The organism is Diaphorobacter sp. B2A2W2, from assembly GCF_056730635.1.
This window is the reverse complement of sequence record NZ_JBWZOR010000001.1, coordinates 428,379-446,478: the sequence shown is the minus strand read 5'-3', so window position 1 is coordinate 446,478 and position 18,100 is coordinate 428,379. Positions and strand designations below refer to the sequence as shown.

At 64.2% G+C, this 18,100-nt stretch carries 19 protein-coding genes and 2 tRNA genes; 17 read left to right on the top strand and 4 right to left on the bottom strand.

Annotated elements, in window-relative coordinates:
* The first annotated feature begins 101 nt into the window (after positions 1-101).
* The 16 genes from uvrB to AC1PPL_RS01955 all read left to right on the top strand — a co-directional run bounded on the left by uvrB (position 102) and on the right by AC1PPL_RS01955 (position 12,408).
* A complete protein-coding gene (uvrB, locus tag AC1PPL_RS02030) occupies positions 102-2,198 on the top strand; it encodes an excinuclease ABC subunit UvrB (protein WP_479972492.1) in 2,097 nt (698 codons plus the stop codon).
* A gap of 235 nt (positions 2,199-2,433) precedes the next feature.
* Positions 2,434-2,970, top strand: a complete 537-nt coding sequence (gene iscR, locus AC1PPL_RS02025; protein ID WP_011805376.1) for a Fe-S cluster assembly transcriptional regulator IscR — start codon at positions 2,434-2,436, stop codon at positions 2,968-2,970.
* Positions 2,971-3,074: 104 nt separating this feature from the next.
* The gene (locus AC1PPL_RS02020) at positions 3,075-4,295 is read left to right on the top strand and encodes an IscS subfamily cysteine desulfurase (RefSeq protein ID WP_088886889.1); all 1,221 of its coding nucleotides are present in this window, start codon (positions 3,075-3,077) and stop codon (positions 4,293-4,295) included.
* Between the two features lie 37 nt (positions 4,296-4,332).
* Complete coding sequence (gene iscU, locus AC1PPL_RS02015) at positions 4,333-4,734, top strand: Fe-S cluster assembly scaffold IscU (RefSeq protein WP_011805374.1); 402 nt, start codon at positions 4,333-4,335, stop codon at positions 4,732-4,734.
* A 5-nt stretch (positions 4,735-4,739) separates the two neighbouring features.
* On the top strand, positions 4,740-5,063 hold the full coding sequence (iscA, locus tag AC1PPL_RS02010) for an iron-sulfur cluster assembly protein IscA (RefSeq protein WP_011805373.1): 324 nt from the start codon (positions 4,740-4,742) through the stop codon (positions 5,061-5,063).
* Positions 5,064-5,130: 67 nt separating this feature from the next.
* Positions 5,131-5,649 carry a Fe-S protein assembly co-chaperone HscB gene (gene hscB, locus AC1PPL_RS02005; RefSeq protein ID WP_011805372.1) on the top strand — a complete coding sequence of 173 codons (519 nt, stop codon included), beginning with the start codon at positions 5,131-5,133 and terminating at the stop codon, positions 5,647-5,649.
* 66 nt (positions 5,650-5,715) lie between these two features.
* Entirely contained in the window at positions 5,716-7,584 is a 1,869-nt protein-coding gene (gene hscA, locus AC1PPL_RS02000; RefSeq protein WP_479972491.1) for a Fe-S protein assembly chaperone HscA, read from the top strand.
* A gap of 33 nt (positions 7,585-7,617) precedes the next feature.
* Positions 7,618-7,956, top strand: a complete 339-nt coding sequence (fdx, locus tag AC1PPL_RS01995) for an ISC system 2Fe-2S type ferredoxin (RefSeq protein WP_011805370.1) — start codon at positions 7,618-7,620, stop codon at positions 7,954-7,956.
* Positions 7,956-8,669 (top strand): DNA polymerase III subunit epsilon, encoded by a 714-nt coding sequence (gene dnaQ, locus AC1PPL_RS01990; RefSeq protein WP_287924402.1) that lies wholly within the window; start codon positions 7,956-7,958, stop codon positions 8,667-8,669. Before fdx ends, dnaQ begins: the two co-directional genes overlap by 1 nt.
* A 41-nt stretch (positions 8,670-8,710) precedes the next feature.
* Positions 8,711-8,785: transfer RNA gene (locus AC1PPL_RS01985), tRNA-Val, on the top strand.
* A gap of 39 nt (positions 8,786-8,824) precedes the next feature.
* Positions 8,825-8,899: transfer RNA gene (locus AC1PPL_RS01980), tRNA-Val, on the top strand.
* A 116-nt stretch (positions 8,900-9,015) separates the two neighbouring features.
* A complete protein-coding gene (locus tag AC1PPL_RS01975; protein WP_479972490.1) occupies positions 9,016-10,053 on the top strand; it encodes a histone deacetylase family protein in 1,038 nt (345 codons plus the stop codon).
* Between the two features lie 17 nt (positions 10,054-10,070).
* A complete protein-coding gene (locus AC1PPL_RS01970) occupies positions 10,071-11,186 on the top strand; it encodes an NAD(P)/FAD-dependent oxidoreductase (RefSeq protein WP_479972489.1) in 1,116 nt (371 codons plus the stop codon).
* A 130-nt stretch (positions 11,187-11,316) separates the two neighbouring features.
* Complete coding sequence (locus AC1PPL_RS01965; protein WP_015913196.1) at positions 11,317-11,625, top strand: DUF883 domain-containing protein; 309 nt, start codon at positions 11,317-11,319, stop codon at positions 11,623-11,625.
* A gap of 67 nt (positions 11,626-11,692) precedes the next feature.
* Positions 11,693-12,088: a phage holin family protein gene (locus tag AC1PPL_RS01960; RefSeq protein WP_123676318.1), complete on the top strand. Its 396-nt coding sequence runs from the start codon at positions 11,693-11,695 to the stop codon at positions 12,086-12,088.
* On the top strand, positions 12,085-12,408 hold the full coding sequence (locus AC1PPL_RS01955; protein WP_015913198.1) for a hypothetical protein: 324 nt from the start codon (positions 12,085-12,087) through the stop codon (positions 12,406-12,408). The genes AC1PPL_RS01960 and AC1PPL_RS01955 overlap by 4 nt, the downstream gene beginning before the upstream one ends.
* Positions 12,409-12,465: 57 nt before the next feature.
* Here AC1PPL_RS01955 and AC1PPL_RS01950 read toward each other — a convergent pair whose 3' ends face one another.
* Entirely contained in the window at positions 12,466-13,521 is a 1,056-nt protein-coding gene (locus AC1PPL_RS01950) for a quinone-dependent dihydroorotate dehydrogenase (RefSeq protein WP_479972488.1), read from the bottom strand.
* 35 nt (positions 13,522-13,556) lie between these two features.
* On the opposite strand from AC1PPL_RS01950, the gene rpiA reads away from it, so the two are divergent.
* Positions 13,557-14,246 carry a ribose-5-phosphate isomerase RpiA gene (gene rpiA / locus AC1PPL_RS01945; RefSeq protein ID WP_287740894.1) on the top strand — a complete coding sequence of 230 codons (690 nt, stop codon included), beginning with the start codon at positions 13,557-13,559 and terminating at the stop codon, positions 14,244-14,246.
* A gap of 51 nt (positions 14,247-14,297) precedes the next feature.
* Here the strand turns inward: rpiA and AC1PPL_RS01940 are convergent, their stop codons facing one another.
* From AC1PPL_RS01940 to folD, 3 genes are all read right to left on the bottom strand, one after another.
* Entirely contained in the window at positions 14,298-14,954 is a 657-nt protein-coding gene (locus tag AC1PPL_RS01940) for a glutaredoxin family protein (RefSeq protein WP_479972487.1), read from the bottom strand.
* Positions 14,955-15,068: 114 nt separating this feature from the next.
* Positions 15,069-17,102 (bottom strand): M3 family metallopeptidase, encoded by a 2,034-nt coding sequence (locus AC1PPL_RS01935; RefSeq protein WP_284466203.1) that lies wholly within the window; start codon positions 17,100-17,102, stop codon positions 15,069-15,071.
* Between the two features lie 87 nt (positions 17,103-17,189).
* Positions 17,190-18,038 carry a bifunctional methylenetetrahydrofolate dehydrogenase/methenyltetrahydrofolate cyclohydrolase FolD gene (gene folD / locus AC1PPL_RS01930; protein WP_479972486.1) on the bottom strand — a complete coding sequence of 283 codons (849 nt, stop codon included), beginning with the start codon at positions 18,036-18,038 and terminating at the stop codon, positions 17,190-17,192.
* Between the last annotated feature and the right edge of the window lie 62 nt (positions 18,039-18,100).

Below are 18,100 nucleotides of genomic sequence, written 5' to 3'. Positions count from 1 at the left end.
CCTTGAGGGGATGGAAATCTGACGACGGGACCTCACCTACGGTAGGCTTTCGGTCCACTCTTGATTTTAACGGCCGCCCCCGCGCGCCGTTTACCTCCGCCATGCATGAAGTCACCTCTGAGCCGGCCGCTGGCGCGGCGGACGGGCAGTTCGTCCAGTTTCCGGGTTCGCCCTTTTCGTTGTACCAGCCATACCCGCCCGCCGGTGATCAGCCTGAGGCGATCGCCAAGCTGGTGGAGGGCGTGCAGGACGGCGAGGTGTTCCAGACCCTGCTGGGCGTGACGGGCTCGGGCAAGACCTTCACCATGGCGAACGTGATTGCCCGCCTGGGACGGCCGGCCATCATCTTCGCGCCCAACAAGACGCTGGCCGCACAGCTGTACAGCGAGTTCCGCGAGTTCTTCCCCAAGAACGCCGTGGAGTACTTCGTGAGCTACTACGACTACTACCAGCCCGAGGCCTATGTGCCTCAGCGCGACTTGTTCATCGAGAAGGACAGCGCCATCAACGAGCACATCGAGCAGATGCGCCTGTCGTGCACCAAAAGCTTGCTGGAGCGGCGCGATGTGGTCATCGTGGCCACGGTGTCGGCCATCTATGGCATTGGCGAGCCCGAGAGCTACCACCGCATGATCATGACGCTGCGCGTGGGTGACCAGCTGAGCCAGCGTGACGCGATCGCGCAGCTGATCCGCATGCAGTACCAGCGCAACGAGCAGGACTTCAGCCGGGGCAAGTTCCGCGTGCGTGGCGACACCATCGATGTGTTCCCTGCCGAGCATTCCGAGCTGGCGGTGCGCATCGAACTGTTCGACGACGAGGTGGAAAGCCTGCAGCTGTTCGACCCGCTCACGGGGCGTATCCAGCAAAAAATCCCGCGCTTCACGGTGTACCCCAGCAGCCATTACGTGACGCCGCGCGACAAGGTGCTGGCAGCCGTGGAGACCATCAAGCAGGAACTGGACGAGCGGCTCAAGTTCTTCATGGCCGAGGGCAAGTTGGTGGAGGCGCAACGGCTGGAGCAGCGCACGCGCTTCGACCTGGAAATGCTCAGCGAAGTGGGGCACTGCAAGGGCATCGAGAACTACACGCGCCACCTGTCGGGTTCTGCGCCTGGCGAGCCGCCGAGCACGCTGACCGACTACCTCCCGCCCGATGCGCTGATGTTCCTGGATGAGAGCCACCAGATGATCGGGCAACTCAACGCCATGTACAACGGCGACCGCGCGCGTAAGACCACGCTGGTCGAGTACGGCTTTCGCCTGCCGTCGGCATTGGACAACCGGCCGCTCAAGTTCGAGGAATTCGAGCAGCGCATGCGGCAGGTGGTGTTTGTTTCGGCCACTCCGGCTGATTATGAGAAGGAGCACTCGGGCCAGGTGGTGGACCAGGTGGTACGGCCCACCGGCTTGGTGGACCCGGAGGTGGAGGTGCGTCCCGCTACCCATCAGGTGGATGACGTGCTGCAAGAAATACGCATTTGCACGCAAAAGAATCAACGCGTACTCATTACGACGCTGACGAAGCGCATGGCGGAGCAACTGACCGATTACCTGAGCGACAACGGGGTCAAGGTGCGCTATCTGCACTCCGATATCGACACCGTGGAACGCGTGGAAATCATTCGCGACCTGCGCCTGGGAGCCTTCGATGTCCTGGTGGGGATCAACCTGCTGCGTGAGGGGCTGGACATTCCTGAGGTCTCCCTGGTGGCCATCCTGGATGCCGATAAGGAGGGTTTTCTGCGCGCCGAACGCAGCCTGATCCAGACCATCGGCCGGGCGGCGCGCAACCTGCACGGCAAGGCCATTCTGTATGCCGACCGGATCACCGACTCAATGCGCAAGGCGATCAGCGAAACGGAACGCCGCCGCGCCAAACAGATCGCATACAACGAGGCCCGGGGTATTACGCCGCGCAGCATCGTCAAGCAGGTGCGAGACCTGATTGACGGCGTTTATAGCGAGAAGGCAGGCCAGGAAGCCCAGCGACTCCGCGAAGATGCGGCGCGGCAGGCCGAATTGGAGGAGATGTCCGAAAAGGACATTGCCCGCGAAATCAAGCGGCTGGAAAAGCTCATGCTGGAACACGCCCGCAACCTGGAGTTTGAGCAGGCTGCTCGGGTGCGCGATCAATTGACCCGTCTCAAGGACCGGGTGTTTGGAGCGCATGGCGGCGATCAAATCCCTGCCGCATGACCAGGCTTTGCGACCCTGCAGGAGAAAACGCGACTGTTTAGTCTAGTTACCCGACAAAATTAATAGGGATTTGTGCTATACTTGTCTCAAATACTCAAGAAAGAGCCCCACAACAAACAAGGGCCTTGGAGGCTGCAGCCGTAGCGCTTCAGGGAAAGGGTGGAGACGGTGCCCGGTTGGCTATACGCATGCCGCGGCGTTTCTATAACGATCAAGCCTAGACAAGGAGCTTGCGATGCGTCTCACAACCAAAGGCCGTTTTGCGGTCACCGCCATGATCGATTTGGCCCTGCGCCAGAACAATGGGCCCGTCACCTTGGCGGCCATCAGCCAGCGCCAACAGATTTCGCTGTCCTATCTGGAACAATTGTTCGGAAAGCTGCGCCGCCACGAACTGGTGGAATCCACGCGCGGCCCTGGCGGCGGTTATACGCTCGCCCGCAAGGCGGGCGATATTACCGTGGCAGACATCATCGTCTCCGTGGACGAGCCCATTGATGCCACGCAGTGCGGTGGCAAGGAAAACTGCCTGGGCGAGGCGGGCCGTTGCATGACGCACGAGCTGTGGGCCTCTCTGAACCAGCGCATGGTGGAATTCCTGGATTCCGTCACGTTGCAGAAACTGGTGGACGACCAGCTCGCCAAGGGCGTGCAAATCGAAGACAAGCCGGTCACGCGCCGCGCGATCTCCACCACGCCGGTGGTCAAACCGATCCGTGTGAACGCACCCAATTCGGTGTTTGCCCTCGGCAACGCTTTCGCCAAATCTTGAGCTGCAGGCTGACCTGCGCCGGCCTCGGGCTGCGCGCGGGGCGGGCTCGCCACGTCGACCCTATTGCTTTCTGATGCCAGCCAGAACTTTTCACTGAGCCAGCCATGGACATGACTCCGCATTTCCCTATCTATCTTGACTACGGCGCCACGACCCCCGTGGACGGCCGGGTCGTCGACGCGATGATTCCCTGGTTGCGCGAACATTTCGGCAACCCGGCGTCGCGCAGCCACGCCTGGGGCTGGGAGGCCGAAGAGGCCGTGGAGCAAGCCCGCGGCCATGTGGCCGATCTGATCGGCGCCGACCCGCGCGAGATCGTGTGGACCTCGGGCGCCACTGAATCCAACAACCTCGCCATCAAGGGCGCTGCCCATTTCTACCAAGGCAAGGGCAAGCATCTCATCACCGTGAAGACGGAGCACAAGGCCGTCCTTGATGTGATGCGTGAACTGGAGCGCCAAGGCTTCGAGGTGACCTACCTCGATGTGCAGGAGAACGGCCTGCTCGACATCGAGAAGTTCAAGGCCGCCATCCGCCCTGACACGATCCTGGCCAGTGTCATGTTCGTGAACAACGAAATAGGCGTGATCCAGGACATTCCCCAGCTGGGTGCGCTTTGCCGCGAGAAGGGCATCATTTTTCACGTGGATGCCGCGCAGGCCACCGGCAAGGTCGAAATCGACCTGACCCAATTGCCCGTGGATTTGATGAGCCTGGCTTCGCACAAGACTTACGGACCCAAGGGCATCGGAGCCCTCTACGTGCGTCGCAAGCCGCGCGTGCGCCTGGAAGCGCAGATGCATGGTGGCGGCCACGAGCGCGGCATGCGTTCAGGCACGTTGCCCACCCACCAGATTGTGGGCATGGGCGAGGCTTTCCGCCTGGCCAAGCTGGAAATGGCCCAGGATTTGGGCAAGGTCCAAGCGCTGCAAAAGCGTCTGCTGGACGGTCTGAAGGATGTGGAGCAGGTCTTTATCAACGGCGACCTGGAGCGGCGCGTACCCCACAACCTGAACATGAGCTTCAACTTCGTGGAAGGCGAATCCCTGATCATGGGCATCAAGGGACTGGCGGTGTCTTCCGGGTCGGCTTGCACTTCGGCGAGCCTGGAACCCAGCTATGTGCTGCGCGCCCTGGGCCGCAGCGATGAGCTGGCCCACAGCAGCCTGCGCATGACCATTGGCCGTTTCACGACGGAAGAAGAAATTGACTACGCGATCAGCACCATCCGGCACAACGTCGCCAAGTTGCGTGAGTTGAGCCCCCTCTGGGAGATGTACCAGGATGGGGTGGACCTGAGCACCATCCAATGGGCGGCTCACTGACCACACGCGGCACGACGGAATACAGGAGAAACACACCATGGCTTACTCGGACAAAGTGATTGACCATTACGAGAACCCCCGCAATGTGGGTTCCTTCGACAAGGGTGACGACTCGGTGGGCACCGGTATGGTCGGTGCGCCGGCTTGCGGCGACGTGATGAAGCTGCAGATCAAGGTGAACCCCGATACGGGCGTGATTGAGGATGCGCGCTTCAAGACCTACGGCTGCGGCTCCGCCATTGCGTCCTCGTCGCTGGTGACGGAATGGGTCAAGGGCAAGACGCTGGATGAGGCTGCCTCGCTCAAGAACAGCCAGATCGCCGAAGAGCTGGCGCTGCCGCCGGTGAAGATCCACTGCTCCATCCTGGCGGAAGACGCCATCAAGGCCGCCGTCAACGATTACAAGGCCAAGCACGGAGCGGCTGTCGAGGCCGCCTGAAGACCATGGCGATCACGCTGACCGAAGCTGCCGCGCGCCATGTGACGCGCTACCTCGCCCGGCGGGGAAAGGGCGTGGGCGTGCGCCTGGGTGTCAAGACCACCGGATGCTCAGGCCTGGCTTACAAGCTTGAATATGTCGATGAGCAGGCACCCGAAGACGTTGTGTTTGAAAATCACGGCGTCAAGGTGCTGATCGATCCCAAGAGCCTTGCTTATATCGACGGGACCGAGTTGGATTTTGTGCGCGAGGGCCTCAATGAAGGCTTTCGCTTCAATAACCCAAACGAGCGCGACCGCTGTGGTTGTGGAGAGAGCTTCCGCGTGTGAGCACGCCGTAGGCCGCTTATTGCACAGGACCGCCATCGCCCGCCGCGCTGGCGGTTTTTTTATTGCCATGAACCTCCAATCCGACGATTTCGAACTTTTTGGCGTGCCACGCCGCTTTGCCCAGGACCGCGATGCCCTGGACGCGCGGTGGAAGGACCTGCAGCGTGAAGCCCATCCCGACCGGTTTGCGGCGCAGGGCGCCGCCGCCCAGCGTGTGGCGATGCAATGGTCGGTGCGCATCAACGAGGCATACCAACGCCTGAAGGATCCTTTGAAGCGGGCCGCTTACCTTTGCGAACTGGGCGGCTCGCCCATCCGCGCCGAGGACAACACCGCCATGCCCGCGGCCTTCCTGATGCAGCAGATGGAGTGGCGCGAAGCCCTGGATGAGGCCCGCAGTGCTGCGGAGCTTGACGCGCTGGACGACACCACCCATATGGCGCGGCAAGTGGCGTTGGCCCGTTGTGCGGAACTGCTGGACCAGCAGCAGGACTATGCCGGCGCAGCCCGCGAGGTCAGAGCCCTCATGTTCATTGCGCGATTTGCGCACGACATCGATTTGCGCCGAGAGCAACTGGGACAATAGGCGCTTTATTCGGTCACTCCTGTCTGGGCGTGCGCTTGCGGGCCCCGGCTTTTCCACACTCATTTCATGGCGCTTCTGCAGATTTCCGAACCAGGGCAATCGCCCGATCCTCACCAGCGGCGCGTTGCCATCGGCATTGATCTGGGCACCACGCATTCGCTGGTGGCGGCCGTGCGCAACGGGGTCGCCGAGTGCTTGCCCGATGCGCAAGGCAGGGTGCTTTTACCTTCCGTCGTTCGCTACCTGGGCGGGGGCGGGCGGCAGATCGGCTACGAGGCCGCTGCAGCGCAGATGCAGGACCCGGCCAACACGGTGTCGTCCGTCAAGCGATTCATGGGCCGGGGCCTGGGCGACATCACGGGGCGCGAGAAGCTGCCCTACGACTTCATTGCAGCCACCGACAGTGGCGGAATGCTCTCGCTGTCCACCGCGGCAGGCGTGAAATCGCCGGTGGAAGTCAGTGCCGAGATCCTCGCCACGCTGCGCTACCGTGCCGAAGACAGCTTTGACAGTGACCTTTACGGCGCCGTGATCACGGTGCCCGCATATTTCGACGACGCGCAGCGCCAGGCGACCAAGGATGCCGCCCATCTCGCGGGTCTGAATCTGCTGCGCCTGATCAACGAGCCGACGGCCGCCGCGATTGCCTACGGGCTGGACAACGGAGCCGAAGGCGTATATGCCGTGTACGACCTGGGCGGTGGCACGTTCGATATCTCCGTGTTGCGCCTGGCGCAAGGGGTGTTCGAAGTCATTGCCACCGGGGGTGACTCGGCTCTGGGCGGTGACGATTACGACGCCGCCCTGGCCGAATGGGTGATGCAGCAGACAGGTGTTCGGGCGATTACGCCCGAAGACAAGACGGCGGTGCGCTTGGCTGCGCGCGCCTGCAAGGAAGCGCTGACTGCTACTGATAATGTAGCTTTTACCGCAGATGTGGCGGGCGCTACAGTGCAATTTGATGTCAAGCGTGAAGATTTTGCGGCAGTGACGGCGGAGCTCACCCAGCGCTCCCTGGCGGCGGTGCGCCGCACCTTGCGCGATGCGCAGATCGAGCGCGACGAGGTCAAGGGCGTGGTGCTGGTGGGCGGCTCCACGCGCATGCCGGTCGTGCGCGCCGCGGTGGCCGAATTTTTCGGCCGTGAACCGCTGACCAACCTCAACCCGGACGAAGTGGTGGCCATCGGCGCGGCCATCCAGGCCAACCAACTGGCCGGCAACGATGCGGCCGGCGATCTGTTGCTGCTGGACGTGATTCCGCTGTCGCTGGGCATCGAAACCATGGGCGGGCTGGTCGAACGCATCATCGGCCGCAACGAGACCATTCCTACGGCCAAGGCGCAGGACTTCACCACCTACAAGGACGGCCAAACCGCTCTTGCCATCCACGTGGTGCAGGGCGAGCGCGACCTGGTGCAGGACTGCCGCAGCCTAGCGCGCTTTGAGCTGCGGGGCATTCCCCCCATGGCAGCGGGCGCGGCGCGCATCCGCGTCACGTTCACGGTCGATGCGGATGGTCTGCTCAGCGTGGCTGCGCGCGAGCAGGCCAGCGGTGTGGAGGCGCGTATTGACGTCAAGCCATCCTACGGGCTCAGCGACGAGCAGATCGCGCGCATGCTGCAAGAGGGCTTTGCGACCGCGCAGCAGGACATGCAGACGCGCGCATTGGTTGAAGCCCGTGTGGATGCCGACCGCCTGCTGATCGCCACGCAGAGCGCACTGGACGTGGACGGCGATGTACTAGCGGCCGCGGAGCGCACGGCGATCGACGACCTGATGCATGCACTGCGCGCCACGCTGGAGACCAGCACCGACGCGGCGGCTGTCGAGGCCGCAGCGCAGGCCCTGGCCAAGGGCACCGAGGCGTTTGCTGCGCAGCGCATGAACCGCGGTATCCGCCAAGCTCTGGCAGGCAAGAACGTCAGTGCCCTCTGACCGCACAAACCTCATCCATTGATTCAAACACCCATGCCCGTCATCAAGATCCTGCCTCATCACGAATACTGTCCCGAGGGCGCGGAAATCACCGCGCCGGCCGGCACCTCAATTTGCGAGGCATTGCTGGACAACGGCATCAAGATCGAGCACGCCTGCGATATGAGCTGCGCCTGCACGACCTGCCATGTGGTTGTGCGCAAAGGATTCGAATCGCTCAATGATGCGGAAGAGGAGGAGGAAGACCTGCTGGACCGCGCGTGGGGCCTGGAGCCGCAATCGCGCCTGTCCTGCCAGGCCATCCTGGCGCAGAGCGATGTGACGGTGGAGATTCCCAAGTACTCCATCAACCACGCCAAGGAGAACCACTGATGTCCCGACAGATTGTTCTGGACACGGAGACCACCGGCCTGTCGGCGGAGGGGGGCGACCGCATCATCGAGCTGGGCTGCGTGGAACTCGTCAACCGCAAGCTCACCGGCAACAATCTGCATCTGTATCTGAACCCCGAGCGCGACAGCCATGAGGACGCGCTGAAGGTGCACGGCATCAGCAATGAATTCCTGCGCGACAAGCCCAAGTTTGCCGAGCGGGTGCAAGACATCCTGCAATACCTGCAGGGCGCGGAACTCATCATCCACAACGCGAGCTTCGACGTGGGCTTCCTGGACAAGGAGCTGGAACTGGTCGGCCTGGCGCCGCTGTCCGCGCATGTCGGGGGCGTGATCGACACCCTGGCCATGGCCAAGGAGATGTTTCCGGGCAAGCGCAACTCGCTGGACTCGCTGTGCGACCGGCTGGGCGTGGACAATTCCAGTCGTACGCTGCACGGCGCTTTGCTGGACGCGGAGTTGCTGGCGGATGTCTACATCAACATGACCCGCGGGCAGGATGCCCTGCTGATCATGGATGAGGCCACCGCCGGGGCAGGAGGCACCACCGTGGCCGCGGTAGATCTGAGCCGCATCGCACTGACGGTGCTGACCGCCAGTGCGCAGGAGCTTGCCGAGCATGAGGAAGTACTCGCGCAGATCGACAAGTCCAGCAGCGGTAAAACAATTTGGCGGACTTTGTCTGAGGCGTGAGAAAGCTATGCCATAATCGCGGGCTGTCGCAGCAACGACACGGGTGATTAGCTCAGCGGTAGAGCACTGCCTTCACACGGCAGGGGTCACATGTTCGATCCATGTATCACCCACCAGTTTTGTCAGGGCCTGTACTCGCAAAAATACAGTCCTTTGGGTGATTAGCTCAGCGGTAGAGCACTGCCTTCACACGGCAGGGGTCACATGTTCGATCCATGTATCACCCACCAATCCGAACCCCTTGCAGCCGGTATGGCCGCAAGGGGTTTTTTCTTGGCGCTGAGGTCGTGAGGGACTGCCGGCGTCGATGACAATCCGGCAGTCGCGATTGACTTGGCCGCCGTCGATGATCACCTTTCATAACCCGCTGCAGCACACCCACGCTCCCGAGCACGAATTTTTCCGCGGCGAGCGTGTACCCTGTTTCGAGAACCCGACGCGCGCGGCCTATGTGGAAGCAGCTTTGACTGCGGGGGGGCATGTACTGCACCCCCCGGATGTGGATTGCACGGAGGTACTGGCAAAGATCCATGCGCCGCGCTACCTGGCTTTTCTGGCTTCGGCGTGGCAGCAGTGGCTGTCGCTGGGTGAAGGGCAGGACCGTGTGCAGCCGTTTCCGTCGGTATGGCCGGTACGCACATTGCGCTCGGATGTAGAGCCCGACAATTTCATTGCCAAGCTGGGGTTGTACTCCATGGACAACGGCTCGCCGCTTGCAGCGGGCACCTGGACGGCAGCCAAAGCAGGCGCCGACGCGGTGGCCAGTGCCGCGGCGCGCCTGGCGGCCGGCGAGCGCGCCGCGTTCTGCAGCACACGCCCGCCGGGGCACCATGCAGGCCCCGATTTCATGGGCGGGTACTGCTTCTTGAACAACGCGGCCGTGGCGGCCCAATGGCTGCGCGACCACGGCGCGGCCCGCGTGGCCGTGTTGGACGTGGATTACCACCACGGCAATGGCACGCAGAGCATCTTCTATGACCGTGCGGACGTGCTCTTCGTCAGCATCCATGGCGATCCCCGCACCGAATACCCGTTTTATCTGGGACATGCCGATGAAACCGGCGCAGGCCTCGGTGCGGGCTGCAACCTGAACCTGCCTCTGCCGGCCGGAACCGATGCTGCCACTTGGTTTGCGGCCTTGGAGCAGGCCTGCGCGCGCATCGCCGCTTTTGGAGCGGATGCCCTGGTGGTCTCGCTCGGACTGGATACCTATGAGGGCGATCCGATCTCGCGCTTTCGGCTGGCGACGACGGATTTTCTGCGGCTGGGTGCGCGGCTGCGTGGTGTGGGACTGCCCACCGTGCTGGTGCTGGAAGGCGGCTACGCAGCGGCGGAGCTGGGAACGAATGCGGTGAATGTGCTCGAGGGTTTCGAGCAGGCATGACAACGGAGGCATGAGCGATGAGTGAGATGGTCGATTGCGTCGTGGTGGGCGCGGGGGTGGTGGGGCTGGCGGTGGCGCGTGCATTGGCGCTGCAAGGGCGCGAGGTCTGGCTGCTGGAGGCGGCCAATGCCATTGGCACCGAGACGAGTTCGCGCAACAGCGAGGTGATCCACGCCGGCATCTATTACCCGCAGGGTTCGCTCAAGGCGCGCTTGTGCGTACAAGGCAAGGCCATGCTGTACGACTACTGCAGCGAGCGCGGCGTGCCCCATAGTCGCTGCGGCAAGCTCATCGTCGCCACGTCGACCGAACAGCAGAACGCGCTGACGGGCATCAGAGCGCGCGCGCAGGCCAATGGCGTGGATGACCTGCAATGGCTCTCGCGGGAGGAAGCGCGTGCGCTGGAGCCCGAACTGGAATGTGTGGCAGCGCTGCTCTCGCCCAGTACCGGCATCGTGGACAGCCATGCCCTCATGCTGGCGTTGCTGGGCGACCTGGAGAACGCGGGTGGTGTTCTGGCATTGAATTCGCCTCTGGCCAAGGCCCGTTGCACGCCACAAGCTATCCATTTGGAAGCAATGGATGGCACGTGCATCAGTGCGCGCACCGTGGTCAACGCGGCCGGTTTGCATGCGCCAGTCCTCGCGCGCCAGTTCGAGGGGTTGTCCGCGGTGCATGTACCGCAGGCGGCCTATGCCAAAGGCAACTATTTCACGTTGTCCGGCCGGGCACCCTTCAGCCATCTCATCTATCCCGTACCGGAGGCGGCGGGGCTGGGCGTGCACCTGACGCTCGACCTGGGGGGGCAGGCCAAGTTCGGCCCCGACGTGCAATGGGTGGAAGGCCCCGAGGACCTGGTGGTGGATGCGAGCCGCTCCGAGACCTTTTACGCCGAGGTGCGCAAGTACTGGCCTGGCCTGCGCGACGGTGCACTGGCGGCGGGCTACGCCGGCATACGCCCGAAGATCCACGGCCCCCATGAGCCCGCGGCAGACTTCCTGATCCAGGGGCCGCGCGATCACGGAGTCTCGGGGCTGGTCAACCTGTTTGGCATCGAATCACCTGGGCTGACCAGCGCGTTGGCAATCGGTGCGCACGTGGCCGGTCTGCTGCACCAAGACGCCGTGTCTTGATGCAACGCGGTCATTTTGTGATAGCGGCCATGCCCTGCGGCGCGAGCACTGGGCTAAGATGAGATACCCGCCTACATGGTTTGCCATGCACGGCGTATTACCGTTGTTTCCTGCTATGAAAGGCTCGCGTATGACCACCGTATCCGAAACCATTTCCTCCACCCAGGCAGAACTCGAAAAGCTGGTGGGCGACCTGCGCGGTCTGCTGGCCAGCAAGGATCTGGACGGTATTCCCGAGATCAAGCAACTGCGCCAGCGTCTGGATGACGGCATTCATTCGGTGCGCGATTCCGCCGTGCGTGCCGCTCAGGAGGCAGCCCTGCAGGCCAAAGATGCCGCGCGCGCCGCCGACCGTTATGCCCACGATGAACCCTGGCGCGTTGCCGGCGCTGCGCTGGCCGTAGGGGCGCTGGTGGGCTTCATGCTGGCCCGCCGCTGAGCGGTAGCGCAATGGCAGGGCGAATCGTCAACGCTGCGGCGCGCTCTAGCGCCAGGGGGGGGCTTGCATGAACTGGTTGTCCCTGCTCGGCCTGGAAGGCTGGGTTGCACGCTGGCGGGCCGCCATCATCGAAGGCGCGATCGCGGCGGAAGACCGTATCGAACTCGCACGGCTCGAATGGGCCGACCAGAAGCGCCGTATGGCCCAGCTGGTGGTGCTGCTGGTTCTCTTCGGAGGCGTGGCCGTGATCGCCCTGCTGCTGTTGTCACTGGCTGTGCTGGTCCAGTTCTGGGATTCACCGCAGCGCGTGCTGGTGGCATGGTTGCTGGCTGGCGGCTGGTTGCTGGCCTGGGTGGCAGTGGCGGTGGCCCTGGTGTCCATCGGCCGACAGGCGGGTAATGCCTTTGCCCTTACGCGGCGGGAGCTGCAGCAGGACTGGCGCACCATCAAGGAGCAGTTATGAGCCCCTCTTCCCTGGACTCTGGGCAGCCGACGCGCGTGCCCACCCCGCAGCAGCAGAAGGTGCTGGACCGCATTCTGGTGCAGCGTGAGCGGCTGCGTGCTCGGCGCGCGGCCCTGCGCCAGGCGCGCGCCGTGGCCGCAGGCGCGGAAGTTCGGGTGGAACCCGATGCGCCGCTGGCGGCCAGGCTGGTGGCGTTTGCGCGCCTGCATCCCGTTGCGGTGGCAGCGGTGGCGGGCGCTGCTGTGCTGGCGGGGCCTCAACGGCTGGTGCGCTGGGCCACCCTGGTGATGCCGCTGGTCATGCGTATGCGGCGCGGCTAAAGCCCTGTTCCACAGTCTCTATCAGGCCGCATCGCGGCCTTTTTTCTTGGTTCGTTTTCAATGCAGATCGCGGATCGCCTTGGCCGCACGGCCCACGAGGGCAGGGCCTTCATAGATCAGGCCGGTGTAGATCTGCACGACATCGGCGCCTGCGCGGATTTTGCTCACAGCATCTTCGGCGCTCAGAATGCCGCCCACGCCGATGATCGGGAAAGCCGGGCCCAGCGCGGCACGCAACTGGCGGATCACGGCGTTGCTGGCTTCCAGCACGGGTGCACCGCTCAGGCCTCCAGTCTCGCCGGCATGGCGCAGGCCCTGCACGGCGTCCCGGCGGATGGTGGTGTTGGTGGCAACCACGCCATCCATGCCGTGGCGCTGAAGTGTGGTGGCAATCACGGCCACTTGGGCCTCGTCCAAATCCGGCGCAATTTTCACGAAGATGGGCACGCGGCGGCCCTGGGCGGCGGCGAGCTGTTCGCGGTGCTCGGCAATGGCACCCAGCAGGCCGTCAAGCGCCGCATCGCTCTGCAGAGCGCGCAGGTTCTGCGTGTTGGGCGAACTGATGTTCACCGTAACGTAGTCGGCATGCGGGTACACGCCTTCCAGGCAGGTGAGGTAGTCGCGCGTGGCGTCTTCGATGGGCGTGGTGGCGTTCTTGCCGATGTTCAGACCCAGCAGCAGTTTGCTCTGGCCGCGGCCCTGTGTGCGGACCTGCGAGCGCTGCACGTTGGCCACGAAGGCATCCAGCCCTTCATTGTTGAAGCCCAGGCGATTGATGAGCGCACGCGCCTCGGGCAGACGGAACATGCGTGGCTTGGGGTTGCCGGGCTGCGCACGGGGCGTGACGGTGCCCACCTCCACGAACCCGAAGCCCATGGCGGCCAGCGCGTCGATACAGCGGGCGTTCTTGTCGAGCCCCGCCGCGAGGCCCACGCGGTTGGGAAAGCGCAGGCCTGCCAGTTCGATGGGGTCGCTCACGGTTTCATTGCACCAGGCCCATTGGAGCGGCGTGCGCTGGCCGCGCGCCAGCATGTCCATGGTGAGTTCGTGGGCGGCTTCGGCGTCCATGCCGAAGAGAAAGGAGCGGGCGAGGGCGTAGGGCAGCAGAGACATGGGGATAATTCAATGATCTTTCCGGATTTTCCCCCATGACTGCACCCACATCCCTTTCCCAAGACGAACTCAAGACCCTGGTCGGCCAAGCTGCACTGCAATATGTGGTGCCGGGCGAACTGGTGGGTGTGGGAACCGGCTCTACCGTCAACAAGTTCATTGACGCGCTGGCATCTATCAAGGACAGCATCCGCGGCGCGGTTTCCAGCTCCGAAGCCAGCACGGCGCGGCTGAAGGCGCTGGGCATCCCCGTGCTGGACGCCAACGACGTGCGCTCGCTGTCGGTGTACATCGATGGCGCGGACGAGATCGACGGCAACGGCTACATGGTCAAGGGCGGAGGGGCGGCCCTCACGCGCGAGAAGATCGTCGCCGCGCTGGCACGGCGCTTTGTGTGCATAGCGGACGAGTCCAAGCTGGTGAACGTGCTGGGCGCGTTCCCGCTGCCGGTGGAGGTCATTCCCATGGCCGCAGCGCACATCGCGCGGCGCTTTGAGTCGCTGGGGGGGCAGGCGACGCTGCGTCTCAAGGATGGCCAACCGCTCGTGACCGACAACGGCCAACACATACTGGATGTGCGCGGCCTCACCATCAGCGATCCGCTGGCGTTCGAGACCGAGGTGAATCAGTGGCCGGGGGTGGTGACGGTGGGCGTGTTTGCGCTGCAGAAGGCCAACGTCTGCCTGCTGGGCACGGCGCAGGGCGTGCGTACTCTGTCCCTGTAAGACGGTGGGATGGCAGTGGCGCGGCAATGCCGCGCCGAGCATCCCTCGCTTTTAGAAGATGATGCCGGCCGGATTGGAGGGAGACGGCCCCGTGGGCGCTGCCGGTGGCGCCGAGGGGCGTCGTGCGGGAGCAGTGGACGCCTTGTCCGCAGCCGGTGCTGCAGGCTGCGCAGGCACCGCAACGAGCGGGGCTGCCGCAGGGCGGCGGTAGTTCGGCGGCAATTGCGACTGCTTGGGGTAGCCGGCGGCGTCCAGGTACTGCGTCCACTCGGTGTCGGAAAAGCCCCGCAGCTGCTGTGCGCCAATGGTGCCGAAGGGCAGGCTGGATTCACCGCTCATGCGCTTGAGCGCGTCGATGTCCTCATTGGTGCTGACGGTGCGCTCGGTGAAAGGAATGCCACGGTTGATCAGCAGATTGCGCGCGCTGTTGCAGGGCACGCAGTCGCTGCTGGTGTACAGCGTCACGGGAAAGCGCGTGGCCACCTGGCGCAGAGCGTAGGGCAGGGCCTCGGCGCCGCTGCCGCCGCTGCGTGGTCCGGCGCCGACCGCTGTGCCCTCGGCGTTTGCGGCAGGAGCGCGGTCGGAGAAGGTCACCTTGCCATCCGGCCCGACGATGCGGTACACCTGCTGGGCCAGCGCGGCCGTGGACAGCAGGGCGGCCGTGGCGCATGTGGTGGCCAACACGGCAGCGTTGCGAATGATGGACATGGGTTCCTCTCCTCTTGGTTTCTTAAAAATAATAGCTGGTCGCGCTTGCTGCAAGCCATTTTCCAGTAGAAAGCAGGCGCAAACGCCCTGCAGACAAGCGCGAACCGCTCACTTTTATGCTGCCATGCCCTGGTGGCGCAGCAGCGCGTCCAGTGTGGGTTCGCGGCCGCGGAAGGCCTTGAAGGAGTCCATGGCGGGGCGGCTGCCGCCCGCTTCCAGGATGGCCTGGCGGTAGCGCCGGCCGGTCTCCGCGCTGGGCTCCCCGCCCGCGCCGGCAGTTTCCTCGAACGCGGCATACGCGTCGGCGCTGAGTACTTCGGCCCATTTGTAGCTGTAATACCCCGCCGCGTAGCCGCCCGCGAAGATATGGCTGAACGTGTGGGCCGAGCGGCTGAAGGCGGGAGGTTTGAGCACGGCCACCTCGTCGCGCACGCGGTCCAGCAGCGCCAGCACGTCGCCTTGGGGGTCGTGCTCGGTGTGCAGCAGCATGTCGAACAACGCGAACTCGATCTGGCGCAGCGTGGCCATGCCGGCCTGGAAGTTCTTGGCCGCGATCATCTTGTCGTACAGCGGGCGCGGCAGCGGCTCGCCCGTGTCCACATGGGCGGTCATGTGGCGCAGCACTTCCCATTCCCAGCAGAAGTTCTCCATGAACTGGCTGGGCAGTTCCACGGCGTCCCATTCCACGCCGCTGATGCCTGACACGTCGCGCTCGTTCACCTGGGTGAGCATGTGGTGCAGGCCATGGCCGAATTCATGGAACAGGGTGATCACGTCGTCGTGCGTGAGCAGGGGTGGGCGGCCGTCCACCCCGTCGGCGAAGTTGCACACCAGATGCGCCACCGGTGTCTGCAGCAGGCCCGTGTCCGGGCGCAGCCAGCGGGCGCGCGCATCGTCCATCCAGGCCCCGCCGCGCTTGCCCTGGCGGGCAGGCTGGTCCAGGTAGAACTGACCCACCAGCTCGCCGCCGCGCTCGATGCGGTAGAACTCCACGGCGCTGTTCCATACGGGCGCAACGTCGCGGCGGATGGCCACCTCGAACAGCGTCTCGACGATCTTGAACAGCCCGGCCAGCACCTTGGGCGCCGTGAAGTACTGCTTGACCTCCTGCTCACTGAAGGCGTAGCGCGCTTCCTTGAGTTTCTCGGAGATGTAGGGCCAGTCCCAAGACTGGGGGTTGGCCAGGCCCAAATGCTCAGCGGCAAAGGCGCGCAGGTCGGCTACGTCCTTCTCCGCAAAGGGCCGGGCGCGGTGCGCCAGGTCCCGCAGGAAGTGGATGACTTGTTCGGGCGATTGCGCCATCTTGGGCACCAGCGACACCTGGCCGAAGTTGCCATAGCCCAGTAGCTGCGCCTCTTCCTTGCGCAGCGCGAGGATCTCGGCCATCACGGCGGTGTTGTCGAAACGCGCGGCGTCGCCGCTGGCCTGGTCCGATGCGCGTGTGACGTAGGCGTGGTAAAGCTTCTCGCGCAGGGCACTGCTGGTGGCGAACTGCATCACCGGCAGGTAGCACGGCATCTTCAGCGTGAGCTTGTAACCGTCCTTGCCCTCGGCCTGGGCCGCGGCGCGGGCGGCGTTCTGCACGTCGGCCGGCACGCCGTCCAGCTCCTCGGCCGTGGCGTAGTAGGCGTAGGCGTCGGTGGCGTCCAGTGCGTTCTCGCTGAACTTTTGTTGCAACTCGGCCTGGCGTTCCTGGATGGCGGCAAAGCGCTCCTTGGCTGCGCCCTGCAGCTCGGCGCCCGACAGCACGAAGTTGCGGATCGCATTGCTGTGCGCCTGCCGCTGCTCGGGGTTGAGCGTGGCGGGGTCGATCGCCTTGTATTTGGCGTACAGGCGCTCGTCGGCGCCCAGGCGGGTCCAGAACTCGGTGACCTTGGGCAGCGCCTCGTTGTAGGCGGCGCGCAGCTCGGGCGTGTCCGCCACGCTGTTGAGGTGGCTGACGGCGCCCCATGCGCGACCCAGCTCCTCGGTGGCGACATCCAGTACCTGCGCAATCGCATCCCAGCGGGCCGGGTAGTCCGGCTGGGTGACGGTTTCCAGTGCGGCGTCTGCGCGTTGCAGCAGCACATCCACCGCAGGGGCTACGTCGGCGGGGGTGATGCGGTCGAAGGGAATGTGGCCCGAGAAGTCGAGGAGGGGGTTGCTCATGCTGGCTTAGATGGCGTTGCCGTGAGTGGGTTCAAGCCGTTGGCGCAAACGCGCGTCCACCGGCACTCGGGTCAGGGGTGCCTCGCGTCAGAGGCGCTCAGCCGCTTCCAGGGTGTTCACCAGGAGCATGGTAATTGTCATCGGGCCCACGCCGCCGGGCACTGGCGTGATGTAGCCCGCCACCTGCTTGACGCCCTCGAAGTCCACGTCGCCGCAGAGCTTGCCTTCGTCATTGCGGTTCATGCCCACGTCGATCACCACGGCGCCGGGTTTGACCATGTCGGCCGTGAGCACGTTGCGCTTGCCCACGGCAGCCACCACCACATCGGCCTGGCGCGTCATGGCGGCAAGATCCGCCGTGCCGCTGTGGCAGACCGTGACGGTGGCGTTGGCTGCCAGCAGCATCATGGCCATGGGTTTGCCCACGATGTTGGAGCGACCGATGACCACGGCGTGCTTGCCGCGCAGGTCCTTCATACCGATGGATTCGAGCATCTTCATGCAGCCGTAAGGCGTGCAGGCCTTGAAGCCCACCTCGCCCACCATCAGTGCACCGGCGCTGGCGACGTGAAAGCCGTCCACGTCCTTGAGGGGCGAGATCGCTTCGATGACCTTGTGGTCGTCGATGTGCTTGGGCAGCGGCAGTTGCACCAGAATGCCGTGGATGCTGGGGTCGTTGTTCAGCGCCTGCACGCGCGCCAGCAGCTGTTCTTCGGTCATGCTGGCGTCGTACTTTTCCAGCACCGAGTGAAAGCCCACGTCCTCGCACGCCTTGACCTTGTTGCGCACGTAGACCTGGCTGGCAGGGTTGTCGCCCACCAGCACCACTGCGAGGCCAGGGGTGATGCCGCGGTCTTTCAGCGCGGCCGTGCGCGCGGCGACTTCAGTGCGCAGTTGGCGGGAGAGGGTGTTGCCGTCGATCAGTTGGGCTGTCATTGATGAATCCACGATACAAATGAAAAAGCTGCCTGGCGCTTGTCTGGTATGCGCAGGCAGCT

Bases quoted from the DNA above. Each gene is read 5' to 3' on its own strand.
- uvrB (WP_479972492.1), top strand. From the start codon at position 102: ATGCATGAAGTCACCTCTGAGCCGGCCGCTGGCGCGGCGGACGGGCAG.
- iscR (WP_011805376.1), top strand. From the start codon at position 2,434: ATGCGTCTCACAACCAAAGGCCGTTTTGCGGTCACCGCCATGATCGAT.
- AC1PPL_RS02020 (WP_088886889.1), top strand. From the start codon at position 3,075: ATGGACATGACTCCGCATTTCCCTATCTATCTTGACTACGGCGCCACG.
- iscU (WP_011805374.1), top strand. From the start codon at position 4,333: ATGGCTTACTCGGACAAAGTGATTGACCATTACGAGAACCCCCGCAAT.
- iscA (WP_011805373.1), top strand. From the start codon at position 4,740: ATGGCGATCACGCTGACCGAAGCTGCCGCGCGCCATGTGACGCGCTAC.
- hscB (WP_011805372.1), top strand. From the start codon at position 5,131: ATGAACCTCCAATCCGACGATTTCGAACTTTTTGGCGTGCCACGCCGC.
- hscA (WP_479972491.1), top strand. From the start codon at position 5,716: ATGGCGCTTCTGCAGATTTCCGAACCAGGGCAATCGCCCGATCCTCAC.
- fdx (WP_011805370.1), top strand. From the start codon at position 7,618: ATGCCCGTCATCAAGATCCTGCCTCATCACGAATACTGTCCCGAGGGC.
- dnaQ (WP_287924402.1), top strand. From the start codon at position 7,956: ATGTCCCGACAGATTGTTCTGGACACGGAGACCACCGGCCTGTCGGCG.
- AC1PPL_RS01975 (WP_479972490.1), top strand. From the start codon at position 9,016: ATGATCACCTTTCATAACCCGCTGCAGCACACCCACGCTCCCGAGCAC.
- AC1PPL_RS01970 (WP_479972489.1), top strand. From the start codon at position 10,071: ATGAGTGAGATGGTCGATTGCGTCGTGGTGGGCGCGGGGGTGGTGGGG.
- AC1PPL_RS01965 (WP_015913196.1), top strand. From the start codon at position 11,317: ATGACCACCGTATCCGAAACCATTTCCTCCACCCAGGCAGAACTCGAA.
- AC1PPL_RS01960 (WP_123676318.1), top strand. From the start codon at position 11,693: ATGAACTGGTTGTCCCTGCTCGGCCTGGAAGGCTGGGTTGCACGCTGG.
- AC1PPL_RS01955 (WP_015913198.1), top strand. From the start codon at position 12,085: ATGAGCCCCTCTTCCCTGGACTCTGGGCAGCCGACGCGCGTGCCCACC.
- AC1PPL_RS01950 (WP_479972488.1), bottom strand. From the start codon at position 13,521: ATGTCTCTGCTGCCCTACGCCCTCGCCCGCTCCTTTCTCTTCGGCATG.
- rpiA (WP_287740894.1), top strand. From the start codon at position 13,557: ATGACTGCACCCACATCCCTTTCCCAAGACGAACTCAAGACCCTGGTC.
- AC1PPL_RS01940 (WP_479972487.1), bottom strand. From the start codon at position 14,954: ATGTCCATCATTCGCAACGCTGCCGTGTTGGCCACCACATGCGCCACG.
- AC1PPL_RS01935 (WP_284466203.1), bottom strand. From the start codon at position 17,102: ATGAGCAACCCCCTCCTCGACTTCTCGGGCCACATTCCCTTCGACCGC.
- folD (WP_479972486.1), bottom strand. From the start codon at position 18,038: ATGACAGCCCAACTGATCGACGGCAACACCCTCTCCCGCCAACTGCGC.